At 62.4% G+C, this 16208-nt stretch carries 15 protein-coding genes; 9 read left to right on the top strand and 6 right to left on the bottom strand.

The window, feature by feature from the left end:
- The first annotated feature begins 1 nt into the window (after window position 1).
- Entirely contained in the window at window positions 2–1027 is a 1026-nt protein-coding gene (locus AC1DZ5_RS07480; RefSeq protein WP_477887615.1) for a sensor domain-containing diguanylate cyclase, read from the top strand.
- Between the two features lie 47 nt (window positions 1028–1074).
- Here the strand turns inward: AC1DZ5_RS07480 and AC1DZ5_RS07475 are convergent, their stop codons facing one another.
- Window positions 1075–2043: a TraB/GumN family protein gene (locus tag AC1DZ5_RS07475; RefSeq protein WP_477887613.1), complete on the bottom strand. Its 969-nt coding sequence runs from the start codon at window positions 2041–2043 to the stop codon at window positions 1075–1077.
- 35 nt (window positions 2044–2078) lie between these two features.
- Window positions 2079–4457 (bottom strand): YgiQ family radical SAM protein, encoded by a 2379-nt coding sequence (locus AC1DZ5_RS07470; protein ID WP_477887611.1) that lies wholly within the window; start codon window positions 4455–4457, stop codon window positions 2079–2081.
- A 270-nt stretch (window positions 4458–4727) separates the two neighbouring features.
- On the opposite strand from AC1DZ5_RS07470, the gene AC1DZ5_RS07465 reads away from it, so the two are divergent.
- The 8 genes from AC1DZ5_RS07465 (at window position 4728) to AC1DZ5_RS07430 (ending at window position 12960) form a co-directional block, all read left to right on the top strand.
- On the top strand, window positions 4728–5573 hold the full coding sequence (locus AC1DZ5_RS07465; RefSeq protein WP_477887609.1) for an ABC transporter substrate-binding protein: 846 nt from the start codon (window positions 4728–4730) through the stop codon (window positions 5571–5573).
- Window positions 5574–5641: 68 nt separating this feature from the next.
- Window positions 5642–6328 (top strand): ABC transporter permease, encoded by a 687-nt coding sequence (locus AC1DZ5_RS07460; RefSeq protein ID WP_477887607.1) that lies wholly within the window; start codon window positions 5642–5644, stop codon window positions 6326–6328.
- Entirely contained in the window at window positions 6325–7038 is a 714-nt protein-coding gene (locus tag AC1DZ5_RS07455) for an ABC transporter permease (protein ID WP_477887605.1), read from the top strand. The genes AC1DZ5_RS07460 and AC1DZ5_RS07455 overlap by 4 nt, the downstream gene beginning before the upstream one ends.
- Before the next feature lie 6 nt (window positions 7039–7044).
- Entirely contained in the window at window positions 7045–8172 is a 1128-nt protein-coding gene (locus tag AC1DZ5_RS07450; protein ID WP_477887603.1) for a succinylglutamate desuccinylase/aspartoacylase family protein, read from the top strand.
- A gap of 43 nt (window positions 8173–8215) precedes the next feature.
- Window positions 8216–8992 carry an ABC transporter ATP-binding protein gene (locus AC1DZ5_RS07445; protein WP_477887601.1) on the top strand — a complete coding sequence of 259 codons (777 nt, stop codon included), beginning with the start codon at window positions 8216–8218 and terminating at the stop codon, window positions 8990–8992.
- Window positions 8993–9017: 25 nt separating this feature from the next.
- A complete protein-coding gene (locus AC1DZ5_RS07440; RefSeq protein WP_477887599.1) occupies window positions 9018–11066 on the top strand; it encodes a diguanylate cyclase domain-containing protein in 2049 nt (682 codons plus the stop codon).
- A 15-nt stretch (window positions 11067–11081) separates the two neighbouring features.
- A complete protein-coding gene (locus AC1DZ5_RS07435; protein ID WP_477887597.1) occupies window positions 11082–11993 on the top strand; it encodes an acyltransferase in 912 nt (303 codons plus the stop codon).
- Window positions 11994–12030: 37 nt separating this feature from the next.
- Complete coding sequence (locus AC1DZ5_RS07430; protein WP_477887595.1) at window positions 12031–12960, top strand: DMT family transporter; 930 nt, start codon at window positions 12031–12033, stop codon at window positions 12958–12960.
- Between the two features lie 67 nt (window positions 12961–13027).
- Here the strand turns inward: AC1DZ5_RS07430 and AC1DZ5_RS07425 are convergent, their stop codons facing one another.
- Genes AC1DZ5_RS07425 through AC1DZ5_RS07410 form a run of 4 tightly spaced genes read right to left on the bottom strand, consistent with a single transcriptional unit; the run spans window position 13028 to window position 16119 of the window.
- Entirely contained in the window at window positions 13028–13939 is a 912-nt protein-coding gene (locus tag AC1DZ5_RS07425) for an OmpA family protein (protein WP_477887593.1), read from the bottom strand.
- A gap of 43 nt (window positions 13940–13982) precedes the next feature.
- Window positions 13983–14369: a DUF4398 domain-containing protein gene (locus AC1DZ5_RS07420; RefSeq protein WP_477887591.1), complete on the bottom strand. Its 387-nt coding sequence runs from the start codon at window positions 14367–14369 to the stop codon at window positions 13983–13985.
- A gap of 37 nt (window positions 14370–14406) precedes the next feature.
- Window positions 14407–15285 carry a transglutaminase-like domain-containing protein gene (locus tag AC1DZ5_RS07415; protein WP_477887589.1) on the bottom strand — a complete coding sequence of 293 codons (879 nt, stop codon included), beginning with the start codon at window positions 15283–15285 and terminating at the stop codon, window positions 14407–14409.
- A 24-nt stretch (window positions 15286–15309) separates the two neighbouring features.
- Window positions 15310–16119: a beta/gamma crystallin-related protein gene (locus AC1DZ5_RS07410; RefSeq protein ID WP_477887587.1), complete on the bottom strand. Its 810-nt coding sequence runs from the start codon at window positions 16117–16119 to the stop codon at window positions 15310–15312.
- Between the last annotated feature and the right edge of the window lie 89 nt (window positions 16120–16208).

Genomic DNA, 16208 nt, shown 5'->3' with positions numbered 1-16208 from the left:
CATGGACGAAAAAGACCTCAATAAGGAACGCCTGGAGCTTGCGTTGGAGGCTGCGGGTCTGGATCTGTGGGAAAACAACCTGCTGACCGGCCAAGTCACCCGCAAAGCCATGAAAACCTTTGGCGAGCTGGGCTACAACGACCAGGAGGTGCTTCACAATCTGGACCACATGCTCGAGTTTGTCCACCCGGACGATCTGGAAATGATCCAGACAGCCGTGCACGACCACTTGGCGGGCCGCACGCCGGAGTACCGCTGCGAGTTCCGGCTGCGCTCCAAAGCGGGCACATGGATCTGGTATGCCAACTACGGCAGGATCATGGACGCCAACAGCACCGCTCCCGGCCAGCGTTTCATCGGCGTCACCTTCAACATAGACAACCGAAAGCGCAAGGAAGACGAGATCGCCCAAATCAACCGCAAGCTGGCCGAGCAAAACACGATGTTGCAATCGATGAACACCGCGCTCGAACGGCTGGCCTCCAGCGATGCGCTAACCGGCCTGGCCAACCGGCGCACGCTGATGGAGCTGGGCGCCAAGGAATGCCTGCGCGCCGCGCGGTTCAGGCACTCCCTGTCGGTGCTGATGGTGGACCTCGACTCCTTCAAGGCTGTGAACGACAACTGGGGCCACTCCGTAGGTGACCGGGTAATTTGTGCAGTGGCTGACATCTGCCGCCAACGCATACGAGACGGTGTGGACGTGGTGGCCAGGTTAGGCGGTGAAGAATTCGTGGTCATACTGCCAGAAGCCAGTCTGGCCAACGCGCACCTGGTCGCAGAGTCGTTGCGTGAAGCAGTGCAAGAGCAGCGGGTGGACAATGAGGACGGTGACCGCGTGCCGTTCACTATCAGCCTTGGCGTAGCTGCCCTGGGCGCAGGCGGCGAATCGTTTGAGCAACTGCTCAGCCACGCCGACAAGGCACTGTATAAGGCCAAGCAGATGGGAAGAAACCAAGTACAAATCTTCGTTCCCCCGCCCCACAAACCCCAGCTGGTACCACCCGCTGCGGCAAATCCCGGCTAATTGCTTACGAATTTCAGGCCTTTTGCGGGGCCTTGGTCCGCGTAGCCTTAGCGCAATCGCTCGACCAGATAGCCACGCGTAGCCAATAAGGCCGGCAGCCCTTGCAGCCCTGCCATGTGCAGACTGCCCACCGCCACCAGAAGTTTTTTGCCGCTGGTGTGCAAGGCGTCCACGCGCTGCGCCAAGCCGGGGTTGCGGTCGTCCAGCAAGCGGCGCATCTGCTCCTTCTCGCTAGGCGTATCGGCGCACTGGCACCATTCGTTGTAGCGGGACATTGCATCGAAGTCGGCGGTATCCCACACATCCACCGTGCGCAGCAGCATCTGGCGCAGACGGTCAGTTTCCAGGTCATCCAACCCCTCGCGCACCACGGTGTTGGCCTCGGCCGCGTTGCGGGCCAGCAAGGCATGCATCTGCTCCTGCACGGTTTCCAGCGAAACCACGGGCCGCGCCATGCTGCGTGCCACCACGGACAACAGCACTTCGGAGCCATAGGTGGGGTCCAGCCCGTCGCGCCGCCCGACCAGAGCGGACAAGGTAATGAGCTGCATTTCAGCCGGCACCTTGTTCACATCTTGCGTGGGCAGGCACTGGGCCTGAAGCTGGCGCAGCAGCCGTGCCCGCAGCGCCGCGGTCAGGGGCCGCAACTTCATCTGGGCCAGGCCGGCCGCCATCTCGCGCTGCATATCAGGGTTCAGCGGGTCCAACTCCAAGGCCAGGGTGTCGGTGGCTTGCAGCGCGTCCCGCAGCAGCGGGCCGGGCGCCATCCATGCGGCACGGCCCACATGCAGCGTGCCGTACAAATACGAGCTGTGGCCGCCTTTGCTGATGCGCCACAACAGGCCATGGTCTTTGGCCTGGGCCGCGGCGGCCTGGAACAGGGGTTCATTTAGCGGCTGGGCTACGGGTGGGCAGACTCCTGCCGTACCGTCTGCCGCGCTGGCAACGGCACCGCCGAACAGCCAGCCCAGCATGCAGATTGCTACAAATTGAATAGCTGCTCGCGCAGAGGGCATGGGGGCTAGAGGCCTATTTGACTTAAAAAAACAGGCTAGCGCGGCTTGCGGGGCAGCTTGGCACTGGGCTTGGCCGCACCGGTCACGCGCGGAGGCAAGCCGGTGTGCTGGGTCAGGATGCGGCCTTTGACTGGCGCAACCGCCTTCGCAGGTGCCGCGGTCGAGTTCTTCTTGCGTGCACTCTGGTAGCCACCGTCGCCCAAGGGCTGGAAGGTAGGAATCAGGTGGTGCTTGCCATTGCCGACCAGATCAGCGCGGCCCATGGTCTTCAGCGCTTCGCGCAAGAGCGGCCAGTTGTTGGGGTCGTGGTAGCGCAAGAAGGCCTTGTGCAGGCGACGGCGCTTCTCGCCGCGCACGATGTCCACGGTCTCGTCGTCGCTCTGCGCCGTGCGGTGCACGCGCTTGAGCGTGTTGCGCCCGCTGTGGTACATCGCGGTGGCCGTGGCCATGGGGCTCGGGTAGAAGGTCTGCACCTGGTCGGCGCGAAAACCATTCTTCTTGAGCCAGATGGCCAGGTTCATCATGTCTTCATCGGTCGTGCCCGGGTGGGCGGCGATGAAGTACGGAATCAGGAACTGCTTCTTGCCCGCCTCGGCACTGAACTTCTCGAACAGCTGCTTGAACTTGTCGTAGCTGCCGATGCCGGGCTTCATCATCTTCGTGAGCGGCCCCTGCTCAGTGTGCTCGGGTGCAATCTTCAGGTAGCCACCCACGTGGTGTTGCACCAGTTCTTTCACATACTCCGGGCTCTTGACGGCCAGGTCGTAACGCAGGCCGGAGCCAATCAGGATCTTCTTGATGCCCTTGAGCGCACGGGCCCGGCGGTAGATCTTGATCAGCGGGTCGTGGTTGGTGGTCAGGTTCTGGCAGATGCCGGGGTAGACGCAGCTGGGCTTGCGGCAGGCGGCCTCAATCTCGGGGCTCTTGCAGCCCAGGCGGTACATATTGGCCGTGGGGCCGCCCAGGTCAGAGATGGTGCCGGTGAAGCCCTTGACCTTGTCGCGGATGTCCTCCACCTCTTTGATGATGGATTCTTCCGAGCGGCTCTGGATGATGCGGCCCTCGTGCTCGGTGATGGAGCAGAAGGTGCAGCCACCAAAACAGCCGCGCATGATGTTCACGCTGAAGCGGATCATTTCCCAGGCCGGGATCTTGGTGGCGCCATCGTGGCTGCCGTTTTCGTCCGCGTAGCTGGGGTGCGGGCTGCGCGCGTAGGGCAAGTCAAACACCATGTCCATCTCGGCGGTCGTCAGCGGGATGGGCGGCGGGTTGATCCAGACGTCACGCGCCGTGGTGCCCTCCCCGTGCGCTTGCACCAGGGAGCGGGCGTTGCCAGGGTTGGTTTCCAGGTGCAGCACGCGGTTGGCATGGGCGTAGAGGATGGGGTCGGAGCGCACCTGCTCGTAGCTGGGCAGGCGGATCACCGAGCGGTCGCGCGGCGGCACCTTGTACTTGCCCAGGCCGTGCAAAGCCGGGTTGGGCATAAATGTCAAGGGTTTTATGGCCTCAGCCCGCATGGCCTCTGCGCGGGCAGCTCCTTCTTTTGTAGCACCCTCGGCCACCAGCTTGGCGTCATCCTCTTTGGAACAGGTGGCGCCGTTCTCGGCCGCCTGCTCGCTGGTGGTCATGTAGGGGTTGATGTGGGCTTCTACGCGGCCCGGCTCGTCCACGGTGGTGGAGGTGATTTCGAACCAGCCCTTGCCGGTCTCGTCATCGGGGCGGCGCACAAAGGCGGTGCCACGCACATCAGTAATCTGCTCCACCGGCTCCTTGGCGGCCAGGCGGTGGGCGATTTCCACAATCGCGCGCTCGGCGTTGCCGTACAGCAGCAGGTCGCATTTGGCGTCTACCACCACGCTGCGGCGCACCTTGTCGCTCCAGTAGTCGTAATGGGCAATGCGGCGCAAGCTGCCTTCGATGCCGCCCAGGATGATGGGCACGTCCTTGAAGGCCTCGCGGCAGCGCTGGCTATAAACAATGGCGGCACGGTCGGGGCGCTTGCCGCCCACGTCGCCGGGGGTGTAGGCGTCGTCACTGCGGATCTTGCGGTCCGCGGTGTAGCGGTTGATCATGGAATCCATGTTGCCGCTGGTCACACCCCAGAACAGGTTGGGTTTGCCCAAGGCCTTGAAGGCGTCGGCGCTGGACCAGTCGGGCTGGGCGATGATGCCTACCCGGAAACCCTGGGCTTCCAGCATTCGGCCGATCACCGCCATGCCAAAACTGGGGTGGTCCACATAGGCGTCGCCCGTCACCAGAATGATGTCGCAGCTGTCCCAGCCCAGCACATCCATCTCCTTGCGGCTCATCGGCAGAAACTTGGCCGTGCCAAAGCGGGCCGCCCAGTACTTGCGGTAGCTGGACAGCGGCTTGGCGGCGCGCGCGAAAAAGGAGACGTCGACTGGGGCGTTCATGGGAATCCGGGGGGTAACCCTAGAGTGTAAGGTTTTGTGCCTGTTTACGCACCCTCTAAGGACAAGCGGCGTAAGGGGACTCAAAGCGCAATCGGAACTTTGCGCACTGTTCGCCGGCGGAAAGCGCCAAATGCCTGATTTTCCACGGTAAAAACCCCAATGCACTGGCTTGGGGCGGCATCAAATTTGCTCTGCTTAGCCCGTAGAATGATTTTTTCTTATTTTTCAATCCGCCGGAGCTTGCTCTGGCAACTCTAAGGGAACTTTTCCATGAAGAAACTCCTGCTGGCACTGGCAGTCACCTCGGTTTTGGCCGCTTGCGGCAAAAAAGAAGAAGCTGCGCCCGCAGCGCCTGCTGCTCCCGCATCGGCCCCCGCCGCTGCCGCACCTGCGCCTGAAGCCGCCGTGTTGAAGGTCGCCATCGACCCTACCTACGAACCCTTCACCTTCAAGTCCGCCGACGGCAAGCCCACCGGCTTTGACGTGGACGTGGCCAACGCCCTCTGCGAACAAATCAAGCGCAAGTGCGAATTTGTCGAACAAGTCTGGGACAGCATGATTCCCGGCCTGAACGCCAAGAAGTACGACGTCATCATCAGCTCCATGTCCATCACGGACGACCGCATGAAAGAAGTCGACTTCACCGACAAGTACTACAACACCCCCAGCCGTCTGGTGCTGAAAAAGGGTGTGAAGTTCACCGATGCAGCATCCATCAAGGGCAAAAAGATTGGCGTTCTGAAGGGCTCTACCCAAGAAAAATACGCTTTGGGTGACCTGAAACCCGCTGGCGTGATCGTGAACTCCTACGAAGCCCAAGACCAGGTTTACCTGGACATCAAGTCCGGCCGTTTGGACGGTACCGTGGCCGACTACATGGAAGTCACCGGTGGCTTCCTGTCCAAGCCCGAAGGCGCCAAGTACGAGCTGGTCGGACCTGACCTGAAGGATCCCAAGTACTACGGCTACGGTGCTGGCATTGCCTTGCGCAAAGGCGAAGACAAGCTCAAAGCCGAACTGAACGACGCCATCAAGGCCATCCGTACCAACGGCACCTACAAGACCCTGAACGACAAGTACTTCGCCAAGTACAACATCGACGTTTACGGCGAGTAATCTTGTAACAGCTCAACGCAACGGGGCGCGTTTCTGCGCCCCGTTGCGTTAATTGCCTCTAGCCCCTCATGAATGCTTATTACGTCGCCATCCTGCAAGGCTCGGTACTGACGGTTGGCGTGTCGCTCTGCGCGCTGTTGGTATCCATCGTCCTGGGGCTGCTTGGTGCTGCAGCCAAACTCTCTGGGCGCCCGGTGCTGGTGTCCATTGCCTCGGCCTACACCACCGTCATCCGCGGCGTGCCTGACTTGGTCGTCATGTTGCTGGTGTTTTACGGCGGCACCATTGGCCTGAACCACCTGCTGGAACTCTCCGGCAGCAAGGCCACCATCGACATCAACCCCTTTGCGGCCGGCGTACTGACTCTCGGTTTTATCTATGGTGCCTACATGACGGAAACCTTCCGCGGCGCCATCCTCTCCATCCCCAAGGGCCAAATGGAAGCGGCCTGGGCCTTCGGCATGGGCCCGCTGAGAACCTTTGTGCGCATCACCACGCCGCAAATGGTGCGCTACGCCCTGCCCGGCTTCACGAACAACTGGCTAGTGCTGATCAAGTCCACCGCACTGGTCAGCCTGATTGGCTTGAAGGAAATGACCTACCTCTCCAAACAGGCCAGCGCCGCGACGCGCTCGCCGTTTGCATTCTTCCTGTTCACGGCGGCCCTGTTCCTGATCTACACCACCATCTCGCTGTACGCACTGCGCAAGCTCAACGCGCGCTACAGCCTGGGTGCCAAGCGGGGTGAACTATGAAATGGCATGTGATTTTTGAGCCCCAGAACCTGGAGCTCTACGCCACCGGCATCCTCACCACGCTGGGACTGCTGTTCTCGTCGCTGGGCATTGGTGCCGTGCTGGCGCTGATTTTTGCCCTGCTGCTGACCGGTCCCTGGGCACCGCTGCGCTGGATCGTCGGGGCCTACACCTATGTAATCCGCGGCACACCGCTGCTGATCCAGGTCTACCTGATTTACTACGGCCTGGGCCAGTTGGAATGGATCCAGGCGCGCTGGGACGATGTCTGGCCTTGGACGCATTTCAAGGAGCCCTTCTTCTGCGCGTTGCTGGCCTTCAGCCTGAACACCGCAGGCTACACCGCCGAGATGCTGGCAGGCGCCATCCGCGAAACTTCGGCCGGGGAGATCGAGTCGGCTCAGGCCTACGGCATGAGTCGATTCCAGGTCATGCGCTACATCGTGCTGCCCAGTGCGCTGCGTCGCACCCTGCCCGCCTACAGCAATGAGGTGGTCATGATGCTGCAGAGCACCAGCCTGGCTAGCGCCGTGCCCAGCATGCTGGACGTCACCGCCGCCGCCAGCCGCGTGTACTCCGACTACTACCTGCCATTTGAAGCCTACATTGCTGCGGCTGCCATTTACCTGGTGGCTTCGTTCTGCCTGATCGGGATCTTCCGCCTGGCAGAAAAACAATTCCTGGCCTACCTCGCGCCCCGCACGCACTAAGACGCTATGCAACGCACTGACCACCCCCTGCTTTCCAACAGCCTGGGCAGCCACCGCAGCCTCAGCAGTTTTCACTACGGCACGCCGGGCCAGGGCCCCAAGATCTACATCCAGGCCAGCCTGCATGCCGAAGAACTGCCCGGCATGCTGGTGGCGCACCACCTGCGCGCCCACCTCGATGCCGCCGAAGCGGCGGGACAAATCCAAGGCGAAATCATCCTGGTCCCGGTCGCCAACCCGATTGGCTTAGCCCAGCGCGTGGACCACAAACCCATGGGCCGGTTTGAGCTGGACAGCTCGGAAAACTTCAACCGCCACTACCCCGATCTGGCCCAAGCCGTGTTCCCACTGGTGAAGGACGCCCTCGGTACCGACCCGGCGGCCAACGTGGCAACGGTGCGCCGCGCCATGGGCGAATACCTGCGACAGTGGCAGCCCGCCACCGAGCTGCAAAGCCTGCGCCGCACCTTGCTGACACTGGCCCACGACGCCGACTATGTGATTGATCTGCACTGCGACTGCGAAGGCGTGATGCACTTCTATACCGAGGAAAGCTGCTGGCCCCAACTCGCACCGCTGGCCCATCTGCTCCAGGCCCATGCCATCCTGCTGGCTAAAAACTCTGGTGGTGGTCCGTTTGATGAATGCCTGTCGGGAGCCTGGTGGCAACTGGCCGAAGCCCTCAAATCCGCAGGCCGCAGCGCGCCGCTGCCGCAGGGCTGCTGCAGCACCACGGTAGAGCTGCGTGGCGAGGCCGACGTGGCCCACGCCTTTGCACGCGACGATGCCGCGGCCGTGCTCGCATTCCTGCAGCACAGCGGTGCCATTGCGGGTGGCCCGGTGGCCATCCCCGCGGCTCTTTGCGCGGCCACGCCCCTGGCCGGCTCCGAGACCCTGAACACCCCGGTGCCCGGCGTAGTGGTCTACGCAGCCGAGGTGGGCCAGACCCTGAAGGTGGGCGATCTGGTGGCCGAAGTCATTGACCCCATTGCCAACACCAGCCACGGTGTGGTGGCCGGTGTGGCCGGCGTGTTCTACGCCAGGGTACGGGACCGCTATGCCGTCTCAGGCGCAGAAATCGGCAAGATAGCCGGCGCCACTCCTTTCCGAACCGGGGAACTGCTGGGGGCCTGAACACCCGGCCTTCTCCATTCCCAACGCATTACCCTGCACTGCCATGACCAGCAAACCCCTCAAACTTCAGGTTGAAAACATCCACAAGCGCTTTGGTAGCAACGAGGTGCTCAAGGGCGTGTCGCTCTCCGCCCATGCGGGCGATGTGATCAGCATCATTGGTAGCTCGGGCTCGGGCAAGAGCACCTTCCTGCGCTGCATCAACATGCTGGAGCGCCCGCACCAAGGCCGTATCCACGTCGCCGGCGAAGAACTGGTGCTGGTGCCCGGCCCCACGGGCGAGCTGGTAGCCAAGGACGCCAAACAGCTGCAGCGCCTGCGCACGCGGCTGGCCATGGTGTTCCAGCATTTCAACCTGTGGGCCCACATGACGGTGTTGCAAAACATCATCGAAGTGCCGGTGCACGTGCTGGGAATTTCCAAAGACCAAGCCGTGGACACCGCGCGCAAGTACCTCGCCAAGGTGGGGCTGTCCGGTGTGGAAGACCGCTACCCCGCGCACATGAGCGGTGGCCAGCAGCAGCGTGTGGCGATTGCCCGTGCGCTGGCGGTGGAACCTGAGGTGATGCTGTTTGACGAACCCACCAGCGCGCTGGATCCCGAACTGGTGTCCGAAGTGCTTAAGGTCATGAAAAACCTCGCGCTGGAAGGCCGAACCATGGTGGTGGTCACCCACGAAATGGGCTTTGCGCGTGAGGTGGCCAACCACCTGATCTTTTTGCACAAGGGCCTGGTCGAGGAAGAAGGCAACCCTGCAGAGGTGCTGGCCAACCCCAAGAGCGAACGCCTGGCCCAGTTTCTATCCGGCAGCCTGAAGTAGGCTCGACGCCTTACTCCGCTTGACCATGTCACTGCGTGACACCTCCACGCTCTTTGAGCAGTTGCCGATTGGGGCATATCGCTCCAGCGTGGAGGGCAAGCTGCTCATGGTCAATGCTGCGTTTTTGCAGCTCAACGGCTACAGCAGCGAAGAGGAAATGCAGCGGCACTTGCAGGCGCATGGCCGCGCCCCCTATGTGCACCCGCAGCGGCGTGAGAAATTCGCCGAACTGATCCTGGCCCAGGGCCAGGTCACCAACTTTGTGTCGGAGGTGTACCGCCTGAAAACCGGCGAGCGTATCTGGGTGCGTGAGCATGCCCATGTGATGCTGGGCGAGGACGGCAAGGTGCTGTACTTTGAGGGCACGATGGAGGACATCACGCGCGAACGTGCCTCCCGCGCCGCGATGCGCAAGAGCGAGGCGTTGCTACGCAACGTGCTGCAAACCATTCCCGACCAGGTGTGGCTCAAGGACATCGACGGCGTTTACCTCACCTGCAACGACGCCTTTGCCAGCCATCTAGGCATCACGCCCCCCGACATCATCGGTACACGCGATGCGCATTGGGTGGAGGAGTCGGTAGCGGAGACCTTTCTGGTCAGCGACCGCTGGGCCATCCAGGCCGGCCGCTCGGTGACCTTTGAAGAAAATTCCGTCACCATCATCAACCCCAAGGGCCACCTGTTTGAGGTGACCAAGACGCCCATGCGTGACAACGACGGCAACGTCATTGGCGTGCTGGGCATGTCGCGCAATATCCAGGAACGCAAGGTAGCGGAGGCCCTGTTGCGCGACACCACCGAGCAACTGGAACTGGCCATCATGGGTGCCGACCTGGGCCGCTGGGACCACGACTTGACCAACGAGCGCGGTTATTTTCTGGACGCACGCTCTTGCCACATGCTGGGCCGCGACCCGCGCGAAAGCGAGTTCGGCCGGGCCTGGGGCCACCTGGTGCACCCGGACGACCTGAGCACCGCCATGCAGGCCATGCGCGGCCATCTGACCGGCAACAGTCCGGCCTACCAGGCCGAGTACCGTGCGCGCCACACCGATGGCCGCTGGATCTGGCTCAGCAGCCGCGGCAAGGTGGTGCAGTTCAGCAAGGACGGCGCGCCCCAGCGCATGGTGGGCACGCTGATGGATATTTCGGGCCGCAAGCAGGCCGAAGCGCAATTGCATGCCACACAAGCGGAACTGGAGGCCACCCTCAAAGCGCTTCCTGACTTGCTGTTTGAATGCAGCGCTGCAGGGCACTACCGCGCTGTGCACAGCCAAAACAACAGCTTGCTGGAGCGCCAACCCGAGCTTCTGCTCGGCAGATTGGTGTCGGACATTTTGCCCAAGGATGCCGCGGATACCTGCATGGCCGCATTGAACGAAGCACAGGCGACAGGCAGTTCCTACGGAAAACAATACAGCCTGGAATTACACGCGGGCAAGCAATGGTTTGAGTTGTCGGTAGTGCGCAAGCCCACGGTGCCGGGCGAGGAAGAGCGCTTCATCGCGATTGCGCGCGACATCACCGAGCGCAAGAACGCCGAGGAGGTGATTCGCCACCTGGCCTTCCACGACACGCTGACAGGGTTGCCGAACCGCCGCCTGCTGACCGACCGGCTGCAACAGGCCCTGGGCGCCAGCCACCGCAAGGGTGAGCACGGCGCACTGATGTTCCTGGACCTGGACCAGTTCAAGCTACTCAACGACACGCACGGCCATGACGTGGGCGACCTGCTGCTGCAGGAAGTGGCGCGGCGCCTGCAACAAAGCATTCGCGCGGTGGACACCGTGGCGCGCTTGGGTGGCGACGAGTTTGTGGTGCTAATCCAGGACCTGAGTCCCGAGTACGAGGAGGCCCGGCTGCACGCCACCACCGTAGGCCACAAGATTCTGGCCAGCCTGAACGACCCCTACCTGCTCAACACCCACCTCTACACCACCTCACCCAGCATCGGCATTACACTGTTCAAAGGCGAAGGCATGGTGCCCAGCGACGTGCTCAAGCAGGCCGACACCGCCATGTACCAAGCCAAGGCCGACGGTAGAAACACCCTGTGTTTCTACCAACCTTGAAAGCTTGAAAGTCCCATGCTGCACTTTTTGCCCGCACCCCTGCTGGGGTTGATTGCCTCGTTGCTGCTCACGCTCAACGTACTGTTCTGGGTACCCGTCCTGCTGTTCTTCGCGCTGGTCAAACTGCTACTGCCATTCCGTACCGTACGTCTGGCCATTGACCCGGTGCTGCTGTTCATTGCCGAAGGTTGGATCGGCTGCAACAGCGGCTGGATGGTACTGACCCAACGCACCGTGTGGGACGTGCAGGGCCTGGACGGGCTGGACCGCCACAACTGGTACATGGTGAGCAGCAACCACCAGTCGTGGGTGGATATCCTGGCGCTGCAGCACCTGCTGAACCGGCGCATCCCACTGCTCAAATTCTTTCTGAAGCAGCAGCTGATCTGGGTGCCCATCATGGGCCTGGCCTGGTGGGCGCTGGAGTTCCCCTTCATGCGCCGCCACACCCAGGCCTACCTGAAGAAGCACCCCGAAATGCGCGACAAGGACCAGGAAACCACGCGCAAAGCCTGCGAGAAGTTCGCCCTCATCCCCACCAGCGTGATGAATTTTCTGGAAGGCACACGCTTCACCGCGGCCAAGCACGCCAAGCAGCAGTCGCCCTATCAGTACCTGCTCAAGCCCAAGGCCGGCGGCCTGGCGTTGGCCCTGCAAGCCATGGGAGACAAGTTCCAGTCCATCCTGGATGTGACCATCGTCTACCCTGACGGCGTACCCACGTTCTGGTCCTTCCTGTGCGGCCAGCTGCCGCGCGTGGTGGTGCGCGCGCGCTCCATCCCCGTGCCCAGCCACCTGCTGGGTGGCGACTACGGCCAGGACCCCGCATTCCGCGAAGCCTTTGCCCAGTGGGTGCAGCAGCTCTGGCGCGAAAAAGACGCGCAGATTGCCGCCCTCAAGGCACAGCATCCGCCCGCCCCCCGTTAATCCGCTCCCGGGCGCCTTGCCGCGCCCCCCTCTTTCCTTGTCACCTTCCACGCCATTTTTCACCCGCCCTCGCGTTGTCTTTTTGCTGGCCAGCCTGTGCTGCCTGCTATGGGGCAGTGCCTACCCCGCCATCAAACAAGGCTATGCGCTGCTCGCCATCAACCGCAATGACCTGGCCGCGCAGCTGCTGTTTGCGGGCTACCGTTTTGTGGGCGCCGGCGCGTTGCTTCTGGTGTTTGCGCGGCTCGCCGGCAAGCCGCTGATCTTGCACCGCGCGCAGGCCGGACAGCTGGCGCTGCTGGGCGTGCTGCAAACCACGCTGCAGTACATTTTTTTCTACATCGGCCTGGCCCACACCACAGGGGTGAAGGCCTCCATCCTCAATGCCTCGGGCGTGTTCTTCAGCGTGTTGCTGGCGCATTGTGTGTACCACAACGACACCCTGACCTTGCGCAAGCTGATGGGCTGCGCGCTGGGCTTTGTCGGCGTGCTGGCCGTGAACATTGGCGGACTGCTGGGCGGTAGTGCTACCGATGGCGAGTTCACGCTGCTGGGCGAAGGCTTCATCGTGCTAGCAGCGCTGGTGCTCTCCGCTGCGTCGCTCTACGGCAAACGCATTTCGCAGAGCATGGACTCGGTCGTCATGACGGGCTACCAGCTGGGTATCGGCGGTGTCGTGCTGGTGCTGATTGGCTGGGCTGCGGGTGGGCACATCGGTGCGTTCACGCTGGCGCCCAGCCTGCTGCTGGTCTATATGGCGCTGCTGTCGGCCGTGGCCTTTGCGCTGTGGGGCGTGTTGCTAAAGTTCAACCGCGTGAGCACCGTGGCGGTGTACAGCTTTTTGGTGCCGGTGTTTGGCGCCTGCCTCTCCGCGCTGTTTCTGGGCGAATCGCTGCTGGAGTGGAAATACCTGGTGGCCCTGGTGCTGGTGAGCCTGGGCATCTGGTGGGTTACACAAGAAAAATAGCCGCAACCTCCGTAGAAACTGCGGCAATAGCTATTGAAACAATAGCAGACAGCGACAACCGCTAGGCTTAGCGCTGCTGGGTCTTGCCCATCTCGTCCGACAGCACAATCTCCACGCGGCGGTTCATCTGGCGGCTGGCCGCGGTGTCGTTGGCGGCCACGGGGTAGGCCTCGCCATAGCCACGCACGCTGATGCGCTCGCTGCCAATGCCCATCTGCAACAGCGCCTCACGCACGGTCATGCCGCGGCGTTCTGACAACTGCTGGTTATACGCATCGGCACCGGTGCTGTCGGTGAAGCCTTCCACCAGCACATTGCGGTTGGGGTTTTGCTTGAGCACATCGGCCAGCTTCTGGGCACTGCGCATGCCGCCTGCGGTCAGGTTGGCCTTGTCGCTGCCAAACAGCACGTCGCCCAGGGTGATCACCATGCCGCGCTCGGTCTTTTTGGCAGAAAGTTCGGCCAGTTGGCTCTCCAGCAGCGCTGCACGGGTCTGTGCGTCGGCGGTGGCTGCGCGGGCCTCATCTGCTTTGCGTTGGGCTTCAGCGGCGTCGATCTGCGCCATCTGTGCAGCGACCTGGGCCTGCTGTGCATTGGCCGTGGCTTGGTTGGCTTCGTTGGTGCGTTGGCTTAGTTGCATCTGGTCGCGTTCCCTGGCGGTGCGGGCAGCAGTGGCCTCGGCGGACTTCTGTTTCACCACTTCTTGTGTGATGGCAATTTTTTGCTGCGCCAGGTAGGCCAATTGGTCTACCTTGGCCAGGCTCTCGCCCTTGTCGGATGCGGTATTGGCCTGCTGCATGGCATCGCTGGCCTGCTGCATTTCCAGGGCGGCGTAGTTGCCTACATCGGGGTTGCGTTGCACCTGCGCGTAGTCATTGCGGGCACTCTCCAACTGGGTGGTGCTGGTGGGGCCGGATGCACAGGCACCGAGAAAAACAACCATCGCTAGAGCGATGGGGGTCAGGTAAGCGTGTTTCATGAAGAACTCCTTGGAATGTAGGGTGAAAAGGGGTGGGCTTGCGTTACTTAGCCACATTGGCGCGGTCCAGCTCTTCGCGCAGCACGCGGATGTCGTCCTGCAGCGCATCGGTCACGGCCTGTGCCTTGGCCGACTTGGCCTTGCTCTGGGCCAGCTTGGCATCGGCCTGGGCCTCGGTGGCCAGCGCGGTCGCGGCCTTGTAGTCCTTGGTGGCCATAGCCTGGTTGGCCAAAGTCAGCTTCTCGCGGGCAGCAGCCATCTCAGCCGGGGCAAACTGCACGCCATCGGCGTCAGCGGCATTGGCCACTTCGGCTTTGGACACGGCCACATTGGCGGTAGCTGCAGTTTGTGTGCGGGTAGCGCAGCCTACGCTGGCCAAAACGGCCAGAGTGCAGGCAAGCAACAGGGTGGGCATGGTGCGTGGTTTCATATTCTTCTCTCCGGTGAACCGGGGACCGGTGGTCCCCTCAGTGGTAGTTGGCAATCCCGTCGGTGGACAGGGCGTGGGGAACATGTTCTGGCACCACCAGCACACCTTGTGCATTGGGGATGGCCTGGATCTGCATGACCGGGGCCGCGCCCTGCACGCCCCCAAACATGGTGGCGAACGCGGAGTCGGCGGCATCGCGCCCGGTGGCAAAGCGCACAAAGCCCATGGGAATGGCGGTGCCCGAGGGGTCGAACAGGTACCAACGGTTGCCCACAAAAGCTTCCACATAGGCATGGAAATCGGTAGGGCCCAGGGCCGGGTCGGCACCGTAGTCAATGCCGGTAGCAAAGCGCGCGGGAATGTTCACGCCGCGGCACAACGCAATCATCAAATGGGCGAAGTCGCGGCAGACGCCGGTCTCGTCCACCAGGGTGTCCAGCGCCGTGGTGTTGCCGTTGGACGTGTTGGAGCGAAACATCACGCGCTGGGTCACCCAGTTGCAGATGGCCTGCACGCGGGTGTAGCCCTGCGGCAGGTGACCAAACTCTTTCACCGCCAGGCGGTGCAGGCGGTCAGACTCGCAGTAGCGGCTGGGGTAGATATACGGCAGCACCGCACCGGGCAGTTGGGCCACGGGCACCTCAGGTACCTCCAGCGGCTGGGCCACATGGTGGGCCAGGTCCACCACCGCCTCGTAGCGCACGGTCAGCGGGCCGGCAAAGGCCTTGAGTCGCAAATAGCGGTTGTGCGTCACCGCATCGGTGTACATCTTGGACGTCACCTGCTGGCTGATGGTGAGCGACTCGCTCACCACCGTCTGGTGCGCAGTTTGGGCCGCGTGGATGTTGAAGATGAAGTCACACCCGGGCGGGGTGATGTTGTAGTTCAAGGCGATGGAGAAGCTCAGACGCAGCATAGAAATTTTCCGGATTACTTAGGCTCAGGCACGGGGCTCGCCCTTGGCGTTCACCGTGATGTTCTGGCGCGGGGGCGCTGTCATCTGCACGTGGTGCTCTTTGCCGCGGAAGGTGTAAGCCACGTCCCAGAATTCGGGCTTGGCCTGGCTGGGAATGGTGTTGCAGCGCTGTACTTCCCGCGTCGTGGCGGGCTTGTTGTCGCGCCCCACATTGGCGCCGATGGCACCACCGGCCACAGCACCTCCCACCGTGACCAGGTCACGGCTACCACCGCTGCCCACCTGGTGGCCCAAAATGCCGCCCAGCAAGGCACCGGCCAGTGCACCGGTGACATTCATGCTGCCTTGCGTGGCGGGCACGTCTTCGCGCTCCATCCAGCAACGTTGCTCAAGCGGGCCGACCACGGCACGCACCGAAGTCACCTTGGCCTGGTACAGCTTCTCGTGGCCGCGACGGCGGTTGTCGTACACAGGCTGTGGGGCTTCGGGGGCATAGCGGTTATCGTCAATGCGGGCATTGCGGTGCACTTCACGCACCGAGGAAATGCGGTCATTCATGCCCATGGCAGCCAGCGATGGATAACGCCCCGGGCGCAGCACTACGCAGCGCCCGCCAAAGTACACGTCATCGCAGGCTTCCCAGCGGTCGTTCAGCACAATGGCCGAGGTGGCGCGGTCGTTGAAGCCTTCACGCTGAAAGCTGTCGATCTGTTTGTTCACAGTCACCGCACGGCCGCGGAAGTCCTGGTTTTCGTAAAACACGACCTGCGCGCTCACGTGGCCTGCACTGACCAACAGGGCCGCTGCCAATACGCCAGGAATGAATGAGGTCATGGAATTCCAATCGGAGAAAGAGAAAAGCACTGCGCAAAACGCGATGGGCATGCGCAACAATGGCGTGGTTGAAGCTTGAGGCTACAGAG

This window comes from Rhodoferax sp. P1_F3 (assembly GCF_056405715.1).
The sequence above is the reverse complement of the archived record's forward strand: the minus strand, read 5'-3'. Positions and strand labels throughout refer to the sequence as shown.

Coding starts and splice junctions, on each gene's coding strand:
- AC1DZ5_RS07445 (WP_477887601.1), top strand. CDS start 8,216: ATGACCAGCAAACCCCTCAAACTTCAGGTTGAAAACATCCACAAGCGC.
- AC1DZ5_RS07470 (WP_477887611.1), bottom strand. CDS start 4,457: ATGAACGCCCCAGTCGACGTCTCCTTTTTCGCGCGCGCCGCCAAGCCG.
- AC1DZ5_RS07420 (WP_477887591.1), bottom strand. CDS start 14,369: ATGAAACCACGCACCATGCCCACCCTGTTGCTTGCCTGCACTCTGGCC.
- AC1DZ5_RS07410 (WP_477887587.1), bottom strand. CDS start 16,119: ATGACCTCATTCATTCCTGGCGTATTGGCAGCGGCCCTGTTGGTCAGT.
- AC1DZ5_RS07465 (WP_477887609.1), top strand. CDS start 4,728: ATGAAGAAACTCCTGCTGGCACTGGCAGTCACCTCGGTTTTGGCCGCT.
- AC1DZ5_RS07480 (WP_477887615.1), top strand. CDS start 2: ATGGACGAAAAAGACCTCAATAAGGAACGCCTGGAGCTTGCGTTGGAG.
- AC1DZ5_RS07450 (WP_477887603.1), top strand. CDS start 7,045: ATGCAACGCACTGACCACCCCCTGCTTTCCAACAGCCTGGGCAGCCAC.
- AC1DZ5_RS07455 (WP_477887605.1), top strand. CDS start 6,325: ATGAAATGGCATGTGATTTTTGAGCCCCAGAACCTGGAGCTCTACGCC.
- AC1DZ5_RS07460 (WP_477887607.1), top strand. CDS start 5,642: ATGAATGCTTATTACGTCGCCATCCTGCAAGGCTCGGTACTGACGGTT.
- AC1DZ5_RS07425 (WP_477887593.1), bottom strand. CDS start 13,939: ATGAAACACGCTTACCTGACCCCCATCGCTCTAGCGATGGTTGTTTTT.
- AC1DZ5_RS07440 (WP_477887599.1), top strand. CDS start 9,018: ATGTCACTGCGTGACACCTCCACGCTCTTTGAGCAGTTGCCGATTGGG.
- AC1DZ5_RS07435 (WP_477887597.1), top strand. CDS start 11,082: ATGCTGCACTTTTTGCCCGCACCCCTGCTGGGGTTGATTGCCTCGTTG.
- AC1DZ5_RS07475 (WP_477887613.1), bottom strand. CDS start 2,043: ATGCCCTCTGCGCGAGCAGCTATTCAATTTGTAGCAATCTGCATGCTG.
- AC1DZ5_RS07415 (WP_477887589.1), bottom strand. CDS start 15,285: ATGCTGCGTCTGAGCTTCTCCATCGCCTTGAACTACAACATCACCCCG.